The sequence below is a fragment of the Megalodesulfovibrio paquesii genome (assembly GCF_054653055.1).
In genome coordinates this window covers 22760-42852 of the sequence record NZ_BAAIGQ010000008.1, presented here as the reverse complement: position 1 = coordinate 42852, position 20093 = coordinate 22760, and the positions used below count along the sequence as shown (strand labels likewise).

The following is a 20093-nucleotide window of genomic DNA, read 5'->3' as shown; positions in this document are numbered from 1 at the left end:
ATAATACAGGCTAGTCCGCCAAAATCCGCCGCCCATGCGCCCCCTGCAGGAGCGCTTCGTAAATCGCCACCGTCTGCCGGGCCAGGACGCGGGCGTCAAAGGCTTCCTCGGCCTTGCGGCGGGCGGCTGTGGCCATGGACAGGCGCAGGGATGGCGTTTCGGTCAAAAGGCGCATGGCCTCGGCCAGGGGCGGCCATTGCCCGGCCGGGATCAGCAGGGCATGCTCGCCAACGGACTTCCCCAGGGCGGCCTCCTCAATGGTGGGCCTGGCGATTTCCCGGCAGCCAGGCACATCGGTGACGACCACCGGCAGTCCGCAGGCCAGGGCCTCCTGCATGCTCACGGGCAGGCCCTCCCGGTAGGACGGCAGCACCGCAAACTCCGCGAGATTCCAGAGCCTTTCCATATCCTCCTGCCAGCCCACAAACAGGACGTTCCCCAGGGCGGCGAAGGTGCGCGTGTCTGCTTCCGAAAGGGAACAGGGATTGCCCGGATCCGGTCCGCCGGCCACCACCAGACGCAGGGCGGGGGTGGTCCGGGCCAGGGCTTGCGCGGCAAGCATGGTTTCGCGGATGCCCTTGTCGAACAGCAGCCGGCTGGCCATGACCGCAAGGACATGGTGCGGGGCAATGCTCAGGCTGGCCCGCCGGGCCTGGCGTTCCGCGTCCGAGAAAAGGTTCGGACGAAAACGGGTCAAATCCACGCCGCTGCCCGGCACCACCTGTGTGGCCGCCCGGCCCGTGAGCCCATGCAGGGTGAAATAGTTGCGATCGTCCTCATTCTGAAACAGCACGGCCTCGCAGCGGCGGGCGGTGCTGGCGTAGGCCTGATGCATGGCCAGCCGCAGGGCCGTCCCTTTGAGTCCCGGCCGCAGAAAACCGGAGCCCAGACCGGTCACGGAGTTCACCAGCACAGGCCGGTGCCGCAGGGGCAGGGCCAGACGGCACAGCAGGTTCGGCAGGTGGGTGAAGCTGTGCACCAGATCGAACCGCCGCGCCCGAAACAGCCGGGTCAGGGCCGCCCGGGCGTGCCAGTGCCGGCGAAGGCCCCGGCCCAGGCCATGCCCAGGGCCGTGCGCCATGCGAGAGGTCGGGTAGTCGAGAAGTTCCACCCCCAGCAATTCCAGTTCCCCGGCGTATGGCCCGCGAGGGACCACCGCATGCACCCGCCAGCCCTCTTCCACCAGCAGCTGCATCAGGGTGCGGCGGAAACGGGCCAGGTTCAGGTCGATATGCGAAACCAGTGCGATGCTGCGCCCGGCTGGAGATGAGTTGATCACGGCCGCCAGACCTCCAGCCAGCGTTGAAACATCAACACCGTCCAGAGTGCATACTGCCGGTTGCGCCGGCCGGACTGGTGCTCGTCCCAGGCCCGGCGAACCGCGGCCACGTCCAGCATCCCCTGGGTCTTGAGCAGGCGCGGGTGCAGCAGATCGTCTGCCCAGGATTTGAGCGGCCCGCGCAGCCAGTGCTCCAGGGGTACGCCGAAACCCTGCTTGGGCCGGTCCAGGTGTGGCAGCTGATGAAGCGAGGCCAGGATCCGCCGCAGCAGCACCTTGCCTTGCCCGTCGCGAATACGCGCCGCCATGGGCAGCCGCCAGGCCGCCGTAGCCACACGCTGATCCAGATACGGACAACGGACCTCGATGGACGCCGCCATGGACGCCCGGTCCACCTTGGGCAGAATGTCCCAGGCCAGGTAGCCGGCCTGATCCATGGCCTGCATCCAGAAGGCGAAGGGCATGGCGAGACCGGCCAGCTCCCGCGCCATGCCGGCCAGGGGGTCTGGGACCTCGCCAGCGGAGGCCAGGGGCGACCGTTCCCATTGGCAGAGAAAGGAATGGTAGAAATCGTGCGGGGTTTCGGCCCGGAGTGCGCGTCCCAGCTTGTGGAGCTTGTCCCGAAACACCGTCTGCCGCCAGCGCGAGGGCATGCTCGCGGCTACGAGTTCGTACAACGAAGCGCCCAATGCCTCGCCGCCATGGGCCAGCGCGTCGGCAAGCAGGCGGCGCAGTGGCAGGGGAACCGCCGCGATGCGCTGCCACAGCCCCGGCGCCCGCACGTGGCGGGTGTAGCCGGCAAAGAGTTCGTCCCCGCCATCGCCGGAAAGCAGGACCACGGCGTGCTTCCGGGCCAATCGGGAAAGCAGGAGCGCGGGCAGCTGGGAGGCGTCGGCAAAGGGCTCGTCATAGATGTGGGGCAACTCGGCGAGACAGGCCATGGCGTCAGCCTCGGTCACCATTTCCACTATATGCCGCAGGCCCAGGGCGCGGGCGGTCTGGCGGGCCGTCTCGACCTCGTCGTAGCCGGCATGCGGGGACCCCATGGTCAGGGCGATGAGCCCGGCCGCCCTGCCTTCGCGCACCGCCGCCGCAGCCAGCGCGGCAATCAGACTGGAATCGATGCCGCCGGAAAGAAACACTCCCACGGGCACATCGGCCTGCAACCGGCAGTGCACGGCGTCGGCCAGGAGCGGCGCCATGGCCGCTTCCGCAGCGTCCGGCGAGGGAAAGGGGTCGGCGAGGCCATCGCGAATGATCCCCTGCAGCGACCACCATTGCCGCGGCGATGGCAGCCGGTGATCCAGCAGCTCCTCCTCGGTCATGGACAGCATCGCGCCGGGAGGCAGGGAACGCAGGCCCTCCCAGATGCACCAGGGCGCGGGCACGGCGGCGTAGCGGAAAAAGAGCCCCAAAGCCTCGCGGTCCAGGGCCGGCGGCGCGGCGCGCCAGGCCGAGGTGGCGGCCAGAGCCTTCAGCTCCGAAGCAACCCCGAAACTCCTGCCCAGCCATCCATAATAGAGCGGTTTCTTGCCAAAGGCGTCCCGGGCCAGATGCAGGGTCCGGGTGTGGGCGTCCCAGCAGGCCAGGGCGAACATGCCGCGAACGCGCGCCAGGGTCGGTTCCAGACCCCAGGCCGAGATGGCCGCCAGCAGCGTTTCGGTATCGCAGTGCCCGGCAAATGGGGGGCGGGCAGCGGCGCCAAGCTCGGCGCGCAGGTCGAGATGGTTATAGATTTCACCATTATAGACAAGGTGCCACCGTCCATCCGCACTGGCCATGGGCTGTGCCCCTGCAGGCGAGAAATCCAGGATGGCCAGCCGGCGATGGGCCAAAGCCAGGGCGCTGCGGTGCCTGGCCGCAGCTGGCTCCACCCAGACCCCCTGGCCGTCCGGCCCGCGATGCAGCAGGGCGCAGGCCATGGCCTGCGCGTCCTGCTGCAGGGAATCCGGATCAAGGGCGCACGGATCAGGCCGCCACAGGCCGGCTATGCCGCACACAAATCACACGGGGTGGGTCGAAAAAAAGCGGCGAGACTCACGCCGGCCGCCTATTCGAGAATGTAGCGCATGGGATTGACCGGCGCACCGTTGAGCCGGACCTCGTAATGCAGGTGCGGTCCCGTGGAGGTGCCGGAGTTGCCCATGGCCGCGATGAGCTGGCCGCGCTCGACCTTTTCGCCAACTTTCACATTGAATTCAGAAAGATGGGAATAACGCGTCACCAGACCGCCGCCATGCTGGATGACCAGGGTCTTGCCATTGGCAGCGTCGTTGTCGGCAAAGGTCACCGAGCCCTGGGCCGGCGCATAGACTGGCGTGCCGATCTTGTTGGAAATGTCCACGCCCTGGTGGAATTCGTTGCGGCCGGTAAAGGGCGAGCGGCGCGGGCCAAAGGCCGAGGTCACCCAGCCCTGGGTGGGCCAGATGGAGGGGATGGAGGAAAGCTGATCGAGATTGCCCCGAAGCGCATCAAGAATCTGCTCCTGGCGGACCAGTTCCAGCTGGGCGTCGGTGGAGAGGGTGTCCAGAAAATCGTGCATGCGGCGGGCCAGACGCTCCTGGCGGAGCATGGCGGCCTTTTCGGCAAAGTCTTCGGTCTTGTGCCCGCCCACGGAGCCCACGGCTTCCACCTGGGAGTCCAGGTTCATCATCACGCGGAGCTGGGAGTCAAAATCACGGATGCGGGTCAGATCCTTTTCCAGCAGGCCCAGTTTGCTGGAAAGCGCCATCATCTGCTCTTTCTGCTCCTGGACCTTCTTTTGCGCGTCTTCGACGCTTTCTTCCATGTACTTCACGCCGGTCAAGGAACGGATGAACAGCACATTCCCCACGGCCAGCAGGACAAACAACCCGCCCACGAGGAAGAACATCCATGAGTGCAACCGCAGTTTGCTGCACGAGCCCTGGTTATCCTTGAAAATAACGACGTGATATTTACGAAACAGCATAGGCCTCCCGGGTGCGGACGGTTCGGGGCTGCCGAGGCACGGCCGGACCGCGGCAGCTTCGGCGCCTCCAACGAATCGCGCCAGCCTGCCACCGCAATGTCTGGGTGAAATGACTATCTGCGTGAGAAAACTACACTCCGCAGCATAGCGTTTGAGAAAAATCTTCTAGTTGTCATGGTCGTCACTGTCAAGAAACAAACCATTACAAATTATTCATATTATGGCTGTATCACTCTACAATATTTCATGATTCTTTTTTAATTATCCCCGTCCATCCGGGCCCCGCGGGACAGGGCATGGCGGCGCAACGCGTTGTAGACATTGGCCTTGCGGCCCGGGTCTCCAGCCAGTTGCTCCCGGATCCAGCGCGTGGTCCGGGCCCGGTTGCTCAGGGCCAGGCCCTGGTCATCTTCCTTTGAGGCCGGGCAGGGATTCTCAAAAACCGGCAGATCCCAGGCCCGGGCCGCGCGTCTAAGCTGGCTCTTCTCCAGCCACAGCAGTGGCCTGATGACCTGCAACCGGCCGTGAAAAAAGGATTCCACCGGAGCGAGCCCGTCCACGCGGCCGTTGTCGAACAGATTCATGAAGAAGGTCACGGCCTGATCGTCCGCATGGTGGCCCAGGGCCAGATGGGTACAGCCATACTGCCGGCAGAGGTCGAAAAGCCGGGTCCTGCGCCAGGAACTGCACAAAAAGCACGGGGAATTGCTGCGGTTTTCCTCGGAGAATGCCCGGGGGCCGAACTGCGTCAGTTCAAAGACCCCGGCCAGACCCAGGCTGGCCGCCCAGTCGCGCAGCTTCAGGTGCAGGGAGGGATCAAAGCCAGGGTTGATGTGAAAACAAATCAGTTCGATAGGAAAGGGAAGGATTCGCTGCCGCTGCCGCAGCACCTCCAGCAGCACGGCGGAGTCCACCCCGCCGGACACGGCCACCCCCACGCGCGCGTGGGCAAAGAATGTGCCGGACTGATGCAGCAGTTTGCCGGCCGAGGCGATGCAGTTTTTCTGGACGTAGTTGAGTCGCTGACGCATGCTGTTGACGTTACCTGGGGCTGATGGGTATAGAGCGGTGCTGTTCGGGAAAGCCTGCTGGCCTGCTCCGGCGTCAACCGGTTTCAGCCACCGGCCTGCCCGGCCATCTGCGCGGCAACACGCCGCATTCGTTTGCAAACACACACCACATGCAAGGGGCGCACGGCCTCGAAGAGCCTTGCTCGGCGCGCCCCGATCTGAAGGAACGGCCTATGTTGGAAGTCCGCAACCTACGACATCGCTACGGCCCCGTCCAGGTGCTGCATGACGTGTCCTTCACCCTGGGCAAGGGCGAGATACTCGGTCTGCTCGGCCCCAACGGCGCCGGCAAGTCCACCACCATGCGCATTCTCACCGGCTTTCTCATCCCCACCGCCGGCGAGGTGGCCCTGAACGGCGTGAACATCCGCAAGGACCCCATCGGCCTGCGCAAGCGCCTGGGCTACATGCCGGAGAACATGGCGCTGTATCCCGAGCTGCGCGTGGGCGAGTACCTGCAGTGGGTGGCCCGGCTCAAGCAGAGCGCCGCGCCGGCCACTCAGGTGAACGAGGTCATGGCCCGCTGCGGCCTCACGCACGTGGCCGGCAAGCTCATCCGCCACCTGTCCAAGGGCTACCAGCAGCGCGTGGGCCTGGCCCAGGCCATCCTCGGCCAGACCGAGCTGCTCATTCTCGACGAACCCACCGTGGGCCTGGACCCCTCGCAAATCCGCGAAATCCGCAATCTGATCAAGGAAATGGGCCAGGAGAAGACCATCCTCCTCTCCACGCACATCCTGCCCGAGGTGGAGCTGACCTGCAGCCGGGTGCTGATCATCAACAAAGGCCGCATCGTGGCTGAAGACACCCCGGCCAATCTGGCCCGGGCCTTTGGCGGCAAGGGCCGGCACCTGCTGCGTCTGGGCGTTTCCGAACACATGCAGGACAAGGTTCTGGCCCGCTACCGCCAGGAAGCCATCGTCAAACAGGTGGAGCCGGCTGCCCAGACCCACGGGCCAGGGACGTATCTGCTGGAATGCGACCCCGCCAGAGTGGACCGGGACCAGGACGAGCGCGACCTGCTGACCCGCGTGGCTTTTGCCGAGGGCTGGCCGGTCCTGGAATTCAAACCCGCCGACGTCACCCTGGAAGACGCCTTTGTCAACCTGGTGCGCACGGAGCCTGAACCCGAAGCATCCGAAGCACCCAAAGCGCAGGAGGCCGCGGCATGAGCAAGACCCTGCTGCTCGCCCAAAAAGATGCGATGATTCTCTTCCGCTCACCCCTGGCCTGGAGCATTCTGGGCTGTCTGTTTGTGGTGTGCGGGTATTTCTTTGCCTCGTCGGTGCAGTTTTTCGAGCTGGTCAGCCTGCAGCTGCTGCAGAATCCCGGCGTCACCGGCGTCACGCCCTTCGAGTACATCATCTCGCCCTATCTGCAGCAAGCCAGCGTGATGCTGCTCTTTTTCCTGCCGCTGATCACCATGCGCACCTTCAGCGAGGAAAAACGCATGGGCGCGTTCGAAATGCTCATGAGCTACCCGGTCAGGGAATACGAAATCGCCGCCGGCAAGCTGGCCGCGGTGGGGATGTTCCTGCTGGCCGCCTGCGCCGGGCTGGCCCTGGGGCCGGCACTGCTGATGACCATGACCAGCGTGGAACCCCTGCCCGTGCTCTGTGGCTGGCTGGGGCTCCTGCTCATGGGCCTGGCTTTTGCATCCCTGGGGTGCTTCATCTCCTCGCTTACGGAAAGCCAGATCATGGCCGCGGTGTTCACCTTTGCCGCGCTGCTGCTGCTGTGGGTGCTCTCCTGGCTGTCCGAACTGAGGGCCACGGGCCCGGCGGCCATTGCGGCCTCGCTTTCGCTGCTCACGCACTTCGAGCCTTTCACCAAGGGGGTGATTGAGCTCAAGGGTGTGATCTATTATCTGGCCTTCACCGCAGGCTTTTTCTGGCTGGCGGTGCTCTCCCTCGAAAACCAGCGGTGGAGGAACTGATCCATGGCCGCCTGGAAGCGTTATTCCCAGACCATCCTTGCCGGCATCCTGGGCCTTGGGCTCCTGGCCGGCTGTTACGCCCTGGCTGTGAAGCAGGGCTGGCGCTATGACACCACCGCCGCCAAGCAACACTCTTTGGCTGCGGAGTCGATGACCATTCTCCAAAACCTGAACGCCAGCGTGGACGCCGTGGCCTTCTTCAACCCCGAGGATCAGGCCCTCAAAAAGAAGCTGGAAGATCTCTTCGACCTGATTTCCCGGGTCACGGACAAGGTCAAGGTGGACTATGTGGATCCGGACCGGACCCCCTTCCGGGCGCGGGACCTGGGCGTCACCGTCTCGGGCAGCGTGGTGCTCTTGGCCGGGGAACGCAAGGAAACACTGACCCTGGTGGATGAGGAAAAGCTGGTCAACGGCATTGCCCGGGTGGCCAGCGCCGGCAAGGCCGTAGTGTACCACGTGACCGGCCACGGCGAGACCGAGCTGGAAGGCATGCAGGAAACCGGCGCCGGCCAGCTGGCCCAGGCCCTGCGGCAACAGGGGGCGGAACTCAAGCCCCTGACCCTGGCCGCCATTCCCGAGGGCCAGGGCATTCCGGCCGATGCGGATGTGGTGGCCATCCTGGCGCCCACGCGCAATTTCCTGCCCAAAGAGCTGGATATGCTGACCAGATACGTCGAAGCCGGCGGGCGGGTCTTCCTTGCCTTTGCTCCGGAGAACACGGTGAATCTGGCGGACTGGACCGCCGCGCACCTGGGTGTGCGTCTGGAACAGGGGCTGGCCGTGGACGTGGCCGCGCAGTCCATTCTGGGCGACGCGCTGACGCTACTCGTCCAGCAGTATCCCATCCATCCCATTACCAAGGATTTCAACCTCCTGACCCTCTACCCCACCGCCGGCGCGCTCACGGAGACGCCAAACGCCACCCTGGGCAACCAGACCCTGGAAGTCATGCCCCTGGGCATCTCCACCCAACAGGCCTGGCTGGAGCGGGACGTGGAGGGCATCAAGGCCGGGCAGGCGGACCTGGACGCCAGGACCGATCTGCAGGGACCATTGTGGATCGGCGCGGCCGTGTCCACAGTCAAGCAGCTGGAGGCCAACGCCACCACGTCGCCCCTGGATCACCTGCGGGCCGTGGTGCTGGCGGACCAGGATTTCCTGACCAACAGATACGCCAACATTTACGGCAACCTGGATCTGGCCCGCAACGCCATGAACTGGCTGCTGGAGCGCGAGGGGCTCATTGTGGTCCGCAAGCCGGATGTGCCCAACGTCTTTTTGACGCTGACCGGCCCGGATCGGCTGCTGCTCTCCTGGGGACCGGCCGTGCTGCTGCCCCTGTTCATGTTCGGCCTGGCCATCCTGATGACCATGGTCCGCAAACGCTCGCGCTAGAAGGAGCATGCTCGTGAAACGCCTGGCGATTCTCTTCGTCCTGGCCGCCGTGGTCTGGGGAACGTACAGCCTGCTGCCCGAGCCGCAGGCCGAGCCCGACGGCACGGCTGCCTCGTCGGGCAAGGCTGCGGCAAACTGGCCGCGCCTTGCGCCGGAGCTGCTCCAACGGGTGGAATCCTCCGCGGGCAACTCCACCTTTGCCCTGCAAAAGGACGGTGGCGAATGGCACGTCCAGGCGGGCAGCGCCCCTGCCCTGCGGGCCGAGCGGGCCAAGGTCGAGGCACTGGCGAACTTCTTCAACGCCAATCCACCCCGCCGCAGCCTGGACGGCGTCAACCTCGCCGCCCCGGAGCAGGCCAAAGCCTATGGCCTTGATGCCCCGGTCAAGCGCCTGACCCTGGCCGACAAGGCCACGGCCTACACCCTGACCTTCGGCGCGAAAAATCCTGCTGGCGATGCCGTGTATGCCACGCTGGCCGGCGGCAACGCCACCGGGCAGCTCCTGCTTCTGGGCGTGAACTGGCTGGAGCAGGCCGCCTCGGCCACGGCCTATCAGGACCTGCGAATCACGGATCTGATGGCCCAGAATATTACTCGTATCCGTGTGGACAATCAGGATAATCCAGTGGAGCTGGAACGCAGTGGCCCGGCGCAGTACCGCTTTCTGCAGCCAGAGGGCTACGGCAACTACACTGTCTCTTCCCTGGATGCCGAGCGGCTGCTCTATGATGTGACCGCCATAAAGGGGCAACTGGCCCCAGCCGGCGCGCATCTGGGCAATGCCACCCCCACCCTGACCGTGTCCCTGTGGCCCACGGGCTCGGAGACGCCGCAAACGACCCGGTTTTACGCCATCCCCGGCAACCGGACGCAATACCTGGCCCAGAGCGACTGGCAACCGGCGCTCCTGGCCGTGGACCGCGTGGACGTGCTCAAGGCCGCGCCGGATCCCTTCCTGCTGCGGGACCGGCGGGTGCTCTCCTTTGAACCCTCGGACGTGCAGACCCAGCGGCTGACTTTTTTTGCCGCAGAGGATTTGACGCCGCAGGAAGTCGTGCTTATTCGTGGCAATGGGACGCGTCCGGCGGAGGAACTGCCCTCAAGAGACTGGACGCGGCAGGATTCCAACGCTACAGTGCCCGGTCTGGACATGCAGCTGTGGCAGCTCTCGGAGGTGGCCTTCGAGGGTGATGCTGTGACCACCCGGCCCGCCGAGGCCCGGGACGCCCTGCGCTGGACCCTGCTGGACGCCCGCGGCAACGTGCTGGCCACCGCCACCTTTGCCCGGGACAAGACCCTGCTGGACGGCCAGTGCTGGTTGATCGTACAGGACACGGAAAGCCAGGGCAGTGGCGAGGAGAGGTTCTTCCCCGTGGCCGACGATGTGCTGCGGCAGACCGAGTCCCTCGTCCTTCAAGGCAAGGCTGCGGATTCGTTTTAGATTACCCCCGCGCATCCCAGCGATGCGCTGTTTTCTCAAGGAGCATACATGGCCCGCATCACCGTTGAAGATTGCCTGGAAAAGGTCGACAACCGCTTTCTGCTGGTGCAGATGGCCATCAAGCGCGTGCGCCAGTACCGCGATGGCTACGAAGCGCTCATCGAATCCAAGAACAAGGAAATCGTCACCTCCCTGCGCGAAATCGCAGAGGCCAAGGTCCTGGTGACCGACGAATCCTACATGCCCCAGCACTAACCCCGCGCGCCCCGCGCCCGACTTCCAGCATCCGCAACATTATCCGGCTGTTCCATGACCACCACTCGCGATTATTACGAAATCCTCGGCGTCGAACGCGCGGCCACGGAGGATGAGATCAAGAAGGCCTACCGCAAAAAGGCCTTTGAGTTTCACCCCGACCGCAACCCTGGCGACGCCGAGGCCGAACGGCAGTTCAAAGAGGCCGCCGAGGCCTACGAGATCCTGCGCGATGCGGACAAACGCGCCCGCTACGACCGCTTCGGCCATGCCGGCGTGGACTCCAACGGCTTCCACGGCTTCTCCTCCACCGAGGACATCTTCTCCACCTTTGGGGATATCTTCTCGGACTTCTTCGGCTTCTCCTCCATGGGCGGCGGCCGGCGGGGCCCCAGGCCCCAGCCCGGCGCGGACCTGCGCTACAACCTGCGCATCTCCTTCCGCGAGGCTGCCAAGGGCACCGAGGTCACCCTCAATATCCCCAAGGATATTCCCTGCGAACGCTGCGGCGGCAACGGCGCCGAGCCCGGCCACCCGCCAGAGACCTGCAAGCAGTGCGGCGGCGTGGGGCAGATCCAGCAGTCCCAGGGCTTTTTCCGCATCGCCGTCACCTGCCCCATCTGCCGCGGGCAGGGCACGGTGGTGACCACGCCCTGCACCGAATGCCGCGGCCGCGGCGTGGTGCAGCAGACCAAGGAACTGGCCGTGCGCGTGCCTGCCGGGGTGGATAACGGCTCCCGCCTGCGGCTGCGCGGCGAGGGCGAGCCGGGCATCCACGGCGGCCCCCCCGGCGACCTGTACGTGGTCATCAGCGTGGAGGAGGACAAGGTCTTCCGCCGCCAGGGTCAGGATCTGATCTACGGCACGGAAATCACCTTCGTGCAGGCAGCCCTGGGCGACAAAATCGAAGTCCCCACCCTGGATGAACCCCTGCGCATGGAAATTCCCAAGGGCGTGCAGTCCGGAGAGGTCTTCAAGCTCAAGGGCAAGGGCCTGCCTTACCTTGGCTCCACCCATACCGGCAACCTGCTGGTGGAGGTGAAGGTCAAGACACCTACCGGCCTTTCCAAAAAGCAGGAAGAACTCCTGCGCGAGTTCCAGCGCCTGGAAGAGGAACGACCCCTGAAAAAGGTGAAGGACTTCATCAAGAAAGCCGGTGAGGCCCTGGGGGGCTGACTCCCGGGGCGCTAGCCGCCGCACTGCAGACGAAAGGGAGGGGATGTGAGCGATTCCGGCACGCCGCTGAATGCGGACACGGCCCAGGCAGGCTTCACGCACCTGGATGAACAGGGGCTGGCCCGCATGGTGGACGTGGGCGCCAAGGCCGACACACGCCGCCGCGCCGTGGCCGCCTGCCGGGTACTGCTCTCCCCGGCCACCTACGACCTCCTGGTGCGCCAGGCCCTGCCCAAGGGCGACGTGCTCACCGTGGCCAAGGTTGCCGGCATCCAGGCCGGCAAACGCACCTGGGAGCTCATCCCCCTGTGCCATCCGCTGTGCTTGTCCCATCTGGACGTGTCCTTCAGCCTGGATGACGCGGCCCATGCCGTGAACATCCAGGCCGAGGCCTCCCTTTCCGGCCCCACGGGTGTGGAAATGGAAGCCCTCACCGCGGCCTCCGTGGCGGCCCTGACCATCTACGACATGTGCAAGGCCGTGCAAAAGGACATTCAGATCACGGATCTGCGGCTGGTGCACAAGTCCGGCGGCAAGAGTGGTGCGTTCAATGCAGCCTGAGGCTGCGCCGATCAGCTGCTGACCTGCAGCCCCTCAGCCCCCTGGCGGATTCCATGCACGCATCCACAGCCTCTGCAGCCTCTTCGACGCCTGGAGCGTCTGCTGCTTCCGGGGCGCCCACGGCCCTGATCTTCGGCATCACCGGGCAGGATGGCTCCTACCTGGCGGAGCTTCTGCTGGAAAAGGGCTACCGCGTCACGGGCATGGTCCGGCGGGTGGCCCTGGAAGACAAGGAGCACCGCCTCTCCCGCATCGCCCACCTGCTCGACCGCATTGAGCTGATGCCCGGCTCACTGGAAAGCTATCCTTCCATTTACAAGTGCATGCTGGCCATCAAGCCGGATGAAGTCTACAACCTCGCCGCGCAGAGCTTTGTGGGCTACAGCTTTGACGACCAGTTCTCCACCCTGCAGAACAATACCGCCGGCGCGCATTTTGTGCTCTCCGCCGTGGCCGAGGCCTGCCCGAAGGCCCGATTCTACTTTGCCGCCACCAGCGAAATGTTCGGCATGGCCAAGGTCGTTCCCCAAAACGAGCAAACGCTCTTCCACCCCCGCTCGGTCTATGGCATCTCCAAGGTGGCCGGCTACCACCTGACCCAGTACTATCGCGAGGCGCACCACCTCTTTGCCTGCAACGGGATCATGTACAACCACGAATCTCCCCGCCGCGGCTATGAGTTCGTCACCCGCAAGATCACCTCCCACGCCGCGCGCATCAAGCTGGGGCAGCTCAACCGCCTGGAGCTGGGCAACCTGGACACCCTGCGCGACTGGGGCCACGCCAAGGACTACGTGCGGGCCATGTGGCTGATGCTGCAGCACCACACACCGGACGATTTTGTCATCGCCACCGGGGTCTGCCACAGCGTGCGGGAGGTCTGCGATATCGCCTTCGGCCATCTTGGCCTGGATTACCGGGACTATGTCCACGTGAACCCAAGCTTTTTCCGGCCCACGGAACCAGGTGCGCTGCGGGGTGACGCCTCAAAAGCACGCCGCGAACTGGGCTGGGAGCCCGGCATCTCCCTGAAGGAAATGCTTGTGGAGATGGTGGAGCATGACCTCGCCGTGTATGGTCATGCGCTGGCGGGCCAGCCCTGATCGTCAGCGCGCGTGGCTGCCGGCCAAGGCTGGCACTCCCGAATCCGACGCCTCAGGAGGAAGATTCCGCCATGGATTCATGGCCGACCTTCTCCGCCTCGGCCAGCCGCTCCCGCAAAAATTCCACGGTGATGTCGCGCTCTTCAATCCTGCGCAGCAGTACCTCGTTGTCGTTGGTCAAACGCGTGCATTTGACTTCCCAGTGCCGGAGCACCCGCTGGTAGCCCTCCACCGACCGCTTGTGCACCACGAGAAACACGCCCAGCATAAAAAACGTGTACACGCCCAACGCCACCCATTCCATACTGTCCCCCTCACCCTCTTCCTGCGGCACATGCCGCTTCAGTTGCGCCCCGAATAGCGCTCTTCTTCGAGTCCGGCTCCCTGGGGCCTCACCCGCCCAAGGGATACCGTGGACGGGAGCGAATCCGTTTTGTATACTCCACCTGTTGCAAATTTTCCAGATACCACCTCACGCATGACCATGGAGCACTCGATGAAATTTCGTGTGACTGCACTGCTGGTGATCATCCTCTGTGCATGGACAGTCCGCGCCCAGGCTGCGGAGCCGCTCTTTTTTGCCGACTTCAATTCCGGTCCCCGGCCAGAATTCTCCGAATCCCGTCTTTTCCGGCTGGACAAGGCCAAGGTGCTGGGCATTTTCAACAACAAGAACCGCAAGCTCCCCGGCGGCACGGTGCTCACCCTGGACCACCTGCCCACCGGCAAGCCCCTGGAGCTGACCTTCGACCTCTACCTCATTGGCAACTGGGAGAGCCGGGGCCAGTCGCTTTCCGACAGCTTCACCGTGCACGCCGATGATGAACAGGTGCTCTTGCTGAACCAGTTCCCCTGCAAAATCAATAATAATGATGAAGCCCAGGCCGTGGACTCCCTGGGCCTGATCACCATCAGAGACCACACGCTGGGCTATTGGATGGTCCCGGTCAACGTGGAAATTCCGGCCGCCCTCGTGGCCGACGGCAAGGTGGAAATCCGTTTTCACGCCCGCCTCACCGGTCAGGGCACGGAATTCTGGGCCTTGGACAACGTCCGCGTGACCGTCGCCAACTAGGCGCACGTCTTCAGCCCCGGAAGCCCTGCCGGGCCCGGGACCGGCAAGCGCATTGACCACCCCGCGGGAATTCCGTATCGCTTGTTGTTCCGCATTGTTCACGTTCAGCCCCAGCCCGCTTTCAGGATTACTGTATGGACACCCGAGACCCCGCCGCGCCCGCCACTCCCGAAGCCGCCTGTTCCCCCGCCGCCACCGTCGAAACGCCTTCCAAGGACTTCATCCGCCTCATTGTGGACGAAGACAATCGAACCGGCCGCTGGAACGGTCGCGTGCAGACGCGTTTCCCTCCCGAGCCCAACGGCTACCTGCACCTGGGGCATGCCAAGTCCATCTGCCTGAACTTCGGTCTGGCCAGGGAGTACGGCGGCAACTGCAACCTGCGCTTTGACGACACCAACCCCCTCAAGGAAAGCGACGAGTACGTCCGTTCCATCCAGGCCGACGTCAGATGGATGGGCTTTGAGTGGAGCGGCATGTTCTATGCCTCGGATTACTTTGAGCAGCTGTACCAGTTTGCCGAGCAGCTCATCCTCAAGGGCAAGGCCTATGTGGACAGCCAGACGGCCGAGGAAATCCGCGCCACCCGCGGCACCCTGACCGAACCCGGCACGGACAGCCCCTGGCGCAATCGCAGTGTGGAGGAGAACCTGGATCTCTTCCGCCGCATGCGGGCCGGCGAATTTCCCGATGGGGCCCACGTGCTGCGGGCCAAAATCGACATGGGGCATCCCAACGTGGTCATGCGCGACCCGACCATGTACCGCATCCGCCACGCCCATCATCACCGGACTGGCGATGCCTGGTGCATCTACCCCATGTACGATTACACGCACTGCATTTCCGACTCCCTGGAAGGCGTGACGCATTCCCTGTGCACCCTGGAGTTTGAAAACAACAGACCCCTGTACGACTGGGTGCTGGACGAACTGGGCGTGTACCATCCCCAGCAAACCGAATTTGCCCGCCTCAACCTGACGTACACCGTGCTTTCCAAGCGCCGGCTCATCCAGCTGGTGGAGGAAGGCCATGTGGACGGTTGGGACGATCCGCGCATGCCCACCCTCTCCGGTGTGCGCCGCCGCGGGGTTCCGGCGGCGGCCCTGCGCAACTTCTGCGAAAAAATCGGCGTGGCCCGCTGCGACAACCTGGTGGATATCGCCCTCCTGGAACACTGCATCCGCGAGGAGCTCAATGCCAGCGCCCCCCGGGCCATGGCTGTGCTCAAGCCCCTCAAGGTCACCATCACCAACTATCCGGAAGATCAGGTGGAATGGTTCGACTTCCCCTGGCACCCCGAAAAGCCGGAAATGGGCACGCGGCCCCTGCCATTCTCCAAAACCCTCTGGATTGAGCAGGACGACTTCCGCGAAGAGGCTCCTAAAAAATGGTTCCGCCTGGCGCCGGGCAAGGAAGTGCGCCTGCGCTACGCCTATTACATCACCTGCACCGACGTGGTGAAGGATGCCGAAGGCAATGTGGTGGAACTGCGCTGCACCTATGATCCGGACACCAAAGGCGGCTGGAGCAAGGACGGCCGCAAGGTCAAGGGCACGCTGCACTGGCTTTCCGCCCAGCACGCCAAAACCGCCGAGGCCCGGCTGTACGACAGGCTCTTTACCGAGGAAAACCCCATGGACAAGAAACGCCATGGCAAGGAATTTCTGGAGTGCCTGAACCCGGACTCCCTGGAAATTCTGTCCTCCATTTTCATCGAGCCGGCACTCCTGGAGGCCAAGCCGGGATTCGCCTGTCAGTTCGAGCGGTTGGCCTACTTCTGCGTGGATAGCAAATACAGCCAGCCCGGCGCGCCGGTCTTCAACCGCACCGCCACGCTGAAAGACTCCTGGGCCCGCGCCGAACGGGCCGATCAGGCCAGATAAGCCGCAGCGCACAACAGGCATGCACTACCTCTCCCTGTGCATCATCGTCAAAGATGAAGGGCGGGCCATCCGGGAATGGGTGGCCCACCACGCCCTGCTTGGCGTGGAACACTTCTATATCTTTGACAATGAAAGCCAGGAGCCCGTCCCCGAAACACTCAGGGACTTCCCCCAGCACCTGTTTTCTTTTGCCTCCATTTCCGGGCAGCAGATGCAGATCCCGGCCTACCGGTGGTGTCTGCAAGAGCACGGCGCCAACAACCGCTGGATCGGCTTTCTGGATGCCGACGAGTTTTTGTTCCCCTGCCAGGGGCAGGACCTGCGACCGGTTCTTGCCGAGTTCGAGCCATATGCCGGCCTGGCCGTGCCCTGGACCATGTTCGGCGCCTCCGGGCATGAGACCCGGCCGCAGGGCACGCTCATGGAAAGCTACCTGCATCGCTACCCGGAATACAGCACAGGGTGGCACAAGGTGATCAAGTGTCTGGTGGATCCCTCACGCATTGAACGCGTGGACGACCCCCACCGTTTTTTCCCTGTTCCGGGGCAGCATCTGGTCACCGAGCACCATCTGCCCGTGACGCCGGGCAGCAACCAGGCCCTGCGCTCCTGCACCCGGCTCCAGTTGAACCACTATTTTTTCAAGTCCCGCGAAGACTGGGACGCCAAGCTCGCTCGTGGCCGGGCCGACCGTGCAGACGAGCAAAGCCGGTACCCGGTTTCAATGTTTGAGCATCAGGCCCGCCACGCCACGCAACTGGACAAGAGCATCCTGCGCTTTCTGCCCGGCGTGCTGCGGGCATTGCGGACACCGGCATCCCTGGCTGCCGTGGAGACCGGCCCCTTGCTCCTGCACGAGGCCGTGCGCCGCTGTATGACGCTGCTCCAGCATCCGCAGCCGGATCGAAAAGCCCTGGAGGAAGCCGGGGCGCTGCTGTGCCGGGCTGCAGCCGATCCCGTTCAATCCAAGGTTGCCTGCATCTGGCTCATGCGGGCCATGATGGCGCGCGTGGCCGGCCAGCTGGAGCAGGCCCGACGGTTTGCGCTGCAGGCCCTGCTGCGGGAAGAATCGGCCGAAGTGTTCCTGGAGCTGGTCACCATCGCCCGCGCCTCCGGCCAGCGTGACGACGCCCGGGCCGCGCTGCTGTGCCTGACCCATGCCGTACGCGACATGCAGGACCAGGGCGACTGGCCGGCCCGTCTTGCCGAGACCACCCGCCAGGTGGAAGAGATGGCGGGGTAAGGGTTCTTCTTCCCTGACGCCATTGCAACAGTTTTGTCCCTCTCCCCGCTTCCGCTCTCCGCGAATTTCCGCTACCTTGGCGCTGGAGCTCTGTAGCCGTCAGCCAGGACGCGCCATTGTTGTCAGCAGCATGGGGCGCTGGCATTCTGACACCACCTGACGACATCTTCCATCGCAAGCACAGGGGAGTTGCACATGCCCTCTCGGTACATTTGCATTCACGGCCATTTTTACCAGCCGCCGCGGGAGAATCCCTGGATTGAGGAGGTGGAGGTTCAGGATTCCGCCGCCCCCTATCACGACTGGAACGAGCGCATCACCGCCGAATGCTACGGCCCCAACGCCACCGCCCGCATCCTGGACGACAAGGGCCGCATTCTGGAAATCGTCAACAATTACTCGCGCATCAGCTTCAACATGGGCCCCACCCTGCTCTCCTGGATGGAGCGCGAGGCCCCGGATGTCTATGCCAGCATCCTGGAAGCCGACCGGCTTTCACTGGAGCGGTTTCACGGCCACGGCTCCGCGCTGGCCCAGGTCTACAACCACATGATCATGCCCCTGGCCAACGCCCGGGACAAACGCACCCAGCTGGTCTGGGGCATCAAGGACTTCCGCAGGCGCTTCGGCCGGGAGCCCGAGGGCGTGTGGCTGGCGGAAACCGCCGTGGACACGGAAACCCTGGACGTGGCCGCCAGCCTGGGGATTCGCTTCACCATCCTGGCCCCACGGCAGTGCGCCCGGGTCCGTCCCCTGGCTGGCAAGACCCTCGCCGCGCCAGTGCATGAGGAATCGTGGCAGGATGTTTCCGGCGGCCGTGTGGATCCCACCACGCCGTACAAGGTGTTGCTCCCTTCTGGCCGCAGCATTGTGGTCTTCTTTTATGATGGTCCCATCTCCCAGGCCCTGGCCTTCGAGGGGCTGCTCAAGAATGGCAGCCAGTTCTACCACCGCCTGAAAGGAGCCTTCAACGATTCTCGCCCCTGGCCCCAGCTGGTGCACATCGCCACGGATGGCGAATCGTATGGCCACCATCATGCCTTTGGGGAAATGGCCCTGGCTTGGTGCCTGGAGGCGGCGGAACAGGATCCGGATGTTGAAGTCATCAACTACGGGGCGTTCCTGGACCTCCACCCTCCCATCATGGAAGCGCAGATCGTGGAGGATTCCTCCTGGAGCTGCATCCACGGCGTGGAGCGCTGGCGTAGCGACTGCGGCTGCAACACTGGCGGGCACCCCTCCTGGAACCAGGCCTGGCGCAAGCCCCTGCGGGAGGCCATGAACTGGCTCCGGGACCAGGCCGCCAGCATCTTTGAGGAACACGGCGCGCCCTTGCTGAAAAATCCCTGGGCCGCGCGGGACCGGTATATCGACGTCATCCTGAACCGCTCTCCCGCCGCGGTGCAGGCCTTTCTGCAACAGGAGGCCCGCGGCGCAGTCACCCTGCATGATAACGTCAAAATCCTCAAGCTGATGGAAATGCAGCGCTTTGCCCAGCTCATCTTCACCAGCTGCGCCTGGTTTTTTGACGAGATTTCCGGCATTGAGACCGTGCAGAACATGCAATATGCCGTGCGGACCATCCAGCTGGCCGAGGACATTTCCGGCAGGATTCTGGAGGAGCCGTTCAAGGCCTTGCTCAAACAGGCGCCGAGCAATGTCATGTCCAGCGGTCTTGAGGTGTACGAGTCCCAGGCCCGGCCGGCCCAGGTGGACATGTTGCGCGTGAGCGCCCACTTCGCCATCGTCTCCCTCTTTCAGGAAGCGGATCAGGATCACGACTTTGCCTGCTATGCCATCGAGGCCGATGTGTACGAACGCACCCGCTACGGCCGCTCCAAAATGGCCACGGGCAAGGCCTCCATTACCAGCCGCATCACCGGCGAGCATGCGGTCATCCAGTTCGCCGTGTTGCACCTGGGCGACCACACCGTGACCTGCGGCGCCACCTTCTATAGTGATCCCGTGACCTTCCGTAACATGGTCCAGGCCCTGCGCGAGCCCTTTGACCGCGGTGATATCGTCGAGGCCATCCGGCTCCTGGACAAGCATTTCGGCCGCAACACCTATTCCATCAATCACCTGTTCCGCGATGAGCAACGCCTGGTGGTCAATCAGGTCCTGGCCCCGGCCTACTCCCTGGCCAAGGCCAGCTACCGCCAGATCTTCGAGTCCAATTATTCCGTCCTCAACTTCCTGGACTGGCTCCACATCCCGCCTCCAGCCCATGTGATCGACGCGGCGCGCTATGTGGTCGGACGCGATTTGATGGCCCTTTTTGCCGGCGATTCGCTTTCCCTGGAAGAGCTGCGCTCCGTGGTTGCGGAATTCCGCCGCTGGGGCCTGACCGTGGATGATGAGGAAATGAACTTCACCATTGTGGACTGGGTGCGCCGGCAGCTGGCCGCCTGCCTGCGCGACCCGGATGATCTGCCCAGACTGCAACTCGTCCGTGACGCGTTGGAACACGTGGCAGACCTGCCTTTGAACCTGGCCTCCTGGAGAGCGCAGACCTTTTTCTTTGCCTTGTGGAACCAGCAGCAGCGCATCATGCGCAAAAAGGCTGCGGCCACACCGGCTGACCCCAATGCGCAACAATGGCTGGAAGCCTTTTCCCGCATCGGCAAGCAGTTGCGCGTAGAGTTCGCCTGAGCCCGGCGGGTTGCACGTATGGCGCAAGGCGTTGCGCATGATGTCTTGCGCCATTGTATCGATTGGTGTAT

General features: G+C 64.1%; 17 protein-coding genes. 12 read left to right on the top strand and 5 right to left on the bottom strand.

Annotation, left to right across the window (positions count from 1 at the left end; translation table 11 throughout):
• Window positions 1–10 precede the first annotated feature (10 nt).
• The 4 genes from ACYQ00_RS18470 to ACYQ00_RS18455 all read right to left on the bottom strand — a co-directional run bounded on the left by ACYQ00_RS18470 (window position 11) and on the right by ACYQ00_RS18455 (window position 5260).
• On the bottom strand, window positions 11–1279 hold the full coding sequence (locus ACYQ00_RS18470) for a glycosyltransferase (RefSeq protein WP_460033539.1): 1269 nt from the start codon (window positions 1277–1279) through the stop codon (window positions 11–13).
• Window positions 1276–3279: an asparagine synthase (glutamine-hydrolyzing) gene (gene asnB / locus ACYQ00_RS18465; protein ID WP_460033538.1), complete on the bottom strand. Its 2004-nt coding sequence runs from the start codon at window positions 3277–3279 to the stop codon at window positions 1276–1278. The genes ACYQ00_RS18470 and asnB overlap by 4 nt, the downstream gene beginning before the upstream one ends.
• A 50-nt stretch (window positions 3280–3329) precedes the next feature.
• Complete coding sequence (locus ACYQ00_RS18460; protein ID WP_460033537.1) at window positions 3330–4229, bottom strand: M23 family metallopeptidase; 900 nt, start codon at window positions 4227–4229, stop codon at window positions 3330–3332.
• A 257-nt stretch (window positions 4230–4486) separates the two neighbouring features.
• Window positions 4487–5260, bottom strand: a complete 774-nt coding sequence (locus ACYQ00_RS18455) for a tRNA lysidine(34) synthetase (protein WP_460033536.1) — start codon at window positions 5258–5260, stop codon at window positions 4487–4489.
• Between the two features lie 212 nt (window positions 5261–5472).
• On the opposite strand from ACYQ00_RS18455, the gene ACYQ00_RS18450 reads away from it, so the two are divergent.
• Genes ACYQ00_RS18450 through ACYQ00_RS18415 form a run of 8 tightly spaced genes read left to right on the top strand, consistent with a single transcriptional unit; the run spans window position 5473 to window position 13169 of the window.
• Window positions 5473–6471 (top strand): ABC transporter ATP-binding protein, encoded by a 999-nt coding sequence (locus tag ACYQ00_RS18450; RefSeq protein WP_460033535.1) that lies wholly within the window; start codon window positions 5473–5475, stop codon window positions 6469–6471.
• Window positions 6468–7235: an ABC transporter permease gene (locus tag ACYQ00_RS18445; RefSeq protein ID WP_460033534.1), complete on the top strand. Its 768-nt coding sequence runs from the start codon at window positions 6468–6470 to the stop codon at window positions 7233–7235. Before ACYQ00_RS18450 ends, ACYQ00_RS18445 begins: the two co-directional genes overlap by 4 nt.
• A 3-nt stretch (window positions 7236–7238) precedes the next feature.
• Window positions 7239–8633 (top strand): GldG family protein, encoded by a 1395-nt coding sequence (locus ACYQ00_RS18440; protein WP_460033533.1) that lies wholly within the window; start codon window positions 7239–7241, stop codon window positions 8631–8633.
• Between the two features lie 7 nt (window positions 8634–8640).
• On the top strand, window positions 8641–10074 hold the full coding sequence (locus ACYQ00_RS18435) for a DUF4340 domain-containing protein (RefSeq protein WP_460033532.1): 1434 nt from the start codon (window positions 8641–8643) through the stop codon (window positions 10072–10074).
• Window positions 10075–10122: 48 nt separating this feature from the next.
• Window positions 10123–10329, top strand: a complete 207-nt coding sequence (gene rpoZ, locus ACYQ00_RS18430; RefSeq protein ID WP_460033531.1) for a DNA-directed RNA polymerase subunit omega — start codon at window positions 10123–10125, stop codon at window positions 10327–10329.
• A gap of 54 nt (window positions 10330–10383) precedes the next feature.
• Window positions 10384–11505, top strand: coding sequence for a molecular chaperone DnaJ (gene dnaJ / locus ACYQ00_RS18425; protein WP_460033530.1), 1122 nt, complete (start codon window positions 10384–10386; stop codon window positions 11503–11505).
• A 45-nt stretch (window positions 11506–11550) separates the two neighbouring features.
• Window positions 11551–12066, top strand: coding sequence for a cyclic pyranopterin monophosphate synthase MoaC (gene moaC, locus ACYQ00_RS18420; RefSeq protein WP_460033529.1), 516 nt, complete (start codon window positions 11551–11553; stop codon window positions 12064–12066).
• Window positions 12067–12119: 53 nt separating this feature from the next.
• Window positions 12120–13169: a GDP-mannose 4,6-dehydratase gene (locus ACYQ00_RS18415; protein WP_460033528.1), complete on the top strand. Its 1050-nt coding sequence runs from the start codon at window positions 12120–12122 to the stop codon at window positions 13167–13169.
• A gap of 52 nt (window positions 13170–13221) precedes the next feature.
• On the opposite strand, the gene ACYQ00_RS18410 is transcribed toward ACYQ00_RS18415, so the two are convergent.
• Window positions 13222–13452, bottom strand: a complete 231-nt coding sequence (locus tag ACYQ00_RS18410) for a hypothetical protein (protein ID WP_460033527.1) — start codon at window positions 13450–13452, stop codon at window positions 13222–13224.
• A 213-nt stretch (window positions 13453–13665) separates the two neighbouring features.
• On the opposite strand from ACYQ00_RS18410, the gene ACYQ00_RS18405 reads away from it, so the two are divergent.
• The 4 genes from ACYQ00_RS18405 to ACYQ00_RS18390 all read left to right on the top strand — a co-directional run bounded on the left by ACYQ00_RS18405 (window position 13666) and on the right by ACYQ00_RS18390 (window position 20022).
• Window positions 13666–14244, top strand: a complete 579-nt coding sequence (locus ACYQ00_RS18405; protein WP_460033526.1) for a hypothetical protein — start codon at window positions 13666–13668, stop codon at window positions 14242–14244.
• A gap of 134 nt (window positions 14245–14378) precedes the next feature.
• On the top strand, window positions 14379–16127 hold the full coding sequence (locus ACYQ00_RS18400; protein WP_460033525.1) for a glutamine--tRNA ligase/YqeY domain fusion protein: 1749 nt from the start codon (window positions 14379–14381) through the stop codon (window positions 16125–16127).
• 19 nt (window positions 16128–16146) lie between these two features.
• A complete protein-coding gene (locus ACYQ00_RS18395) occupies window positions 16147–17370 on the top strand; it encodes a glycosyltransferase family 92 protein (protein ID WP_460033524.1) in 1224 nt (407 codons plus the stop codon).
• Between the two features lie 195 nt (window positions 17371–17565).
• A complete protein-coding gene (locus ACYQ00_RS18390; protein WP_460033523.1) occupies window positions 17566–20022 on the top strand; it encodes a DUF3536 domain-containing protein in 2457 nt (818 codons plus the stop codon).
• The last annotated feature ends 71 nt before the right edge of the window (window positions 20023–20093 follow it).

Excerpts from the sequence above, each read along its gene's own strand:
- ACYQ00_RS18460 (WP_460033537.1), bottom strand. The coding sequence starts at position 4,229 with ATGCTGTTTCGTAAATATCACGTCGTTATTTTCAAGGATAACCAGGGC.
- ACYQ00_RS18455 (WP_460033536.1), bottom strand. The coding sequence starts at position 5,260 with ATGCGTCAGCGACTCAACTACGTCCAGAAAAACTGCATCGCCTCGGCC.
- ACYQ00_RS18450 (WP_460033535.1), top strand. The coding sequence starts at position 5,473 with ATGTTGGAAGTCCGCAACCTACGACATCGCTACGGCCCCGTCCAGGTG.
- ACYQ00_RS18445 (WP_460033534.1), top strand. The coding sequence starts at position 6,468 with ATGAGCAAGACCCTGCTGCTCGCCCAAAAAGATGCGATGATTCTCTTC.
- ACYQ00_RS18440 (WP_460033533.1), top strand. The coding sequence starts at position 7,239 with ATGGCCGCCTGGAAGCGTTATTCCCAGACCATCCTTGCCGGCATCCTG.
- ACYQ00_RS18435 (WP_460033532.1), top strand. The coding sequence starts at position 8,641 with ATGCTCGTGAAACGCCTGGCGATTCTCTTCGTCCTGGCCGCCGTGGTC.
- rpoZ (WP_460033531.1), top strand. The coding sequence starts at position 10,123 with ATGGCCCGCATCACCGTTGAAGATTGCCTGGAAAAGGTCGACAACCGC.
- dnaJ (WP_460033530.1), top strand. The coding sequence starts at position 10,384 with ATGACCACCACTCGCGATTATTACGAAATCCTCGGCGTCGAACGCGCG.
- ACYQ00_RS18415 (WP_460033528.1), top strand. The coding sequence starts at position 12,120 with ATGCACGCATCCACAGCCTCTGCAGCCTCTTCGACGCCTGGAGCGTCT.
- ACYQ00_RS18405 (WP_460033526.1), top strand. The coding sequence starts at position 13,666 with ATGAAATTTCGTGTGACTGCACTGCTGGTGATCATCCTCTGTGCATGG.
- ACYQ00_RS18400 (WP_460033525.1), top strand. The coding sequence starts at position 14,379 with ATGGACACCCGAGACCCCGCCGCGCCCGCCACTCCCGAAGCCGCCTGT.
- ACYQ00_RS18395 (WP_460033524.1), top strand. The coding sequence starts at position 16,147 with ATGCACTACCTCTCCCTGTGCATCATCGTCAAAGATGAAGGGCGGGCC.
- ACYQ00_RS18390 (WP_460033523.1), top strand. The coding sequence starts at position 17,566 with ATGCCCTCTCGGTACATTTGCATTCACGGCCATTTTTACCAGCCGCCG.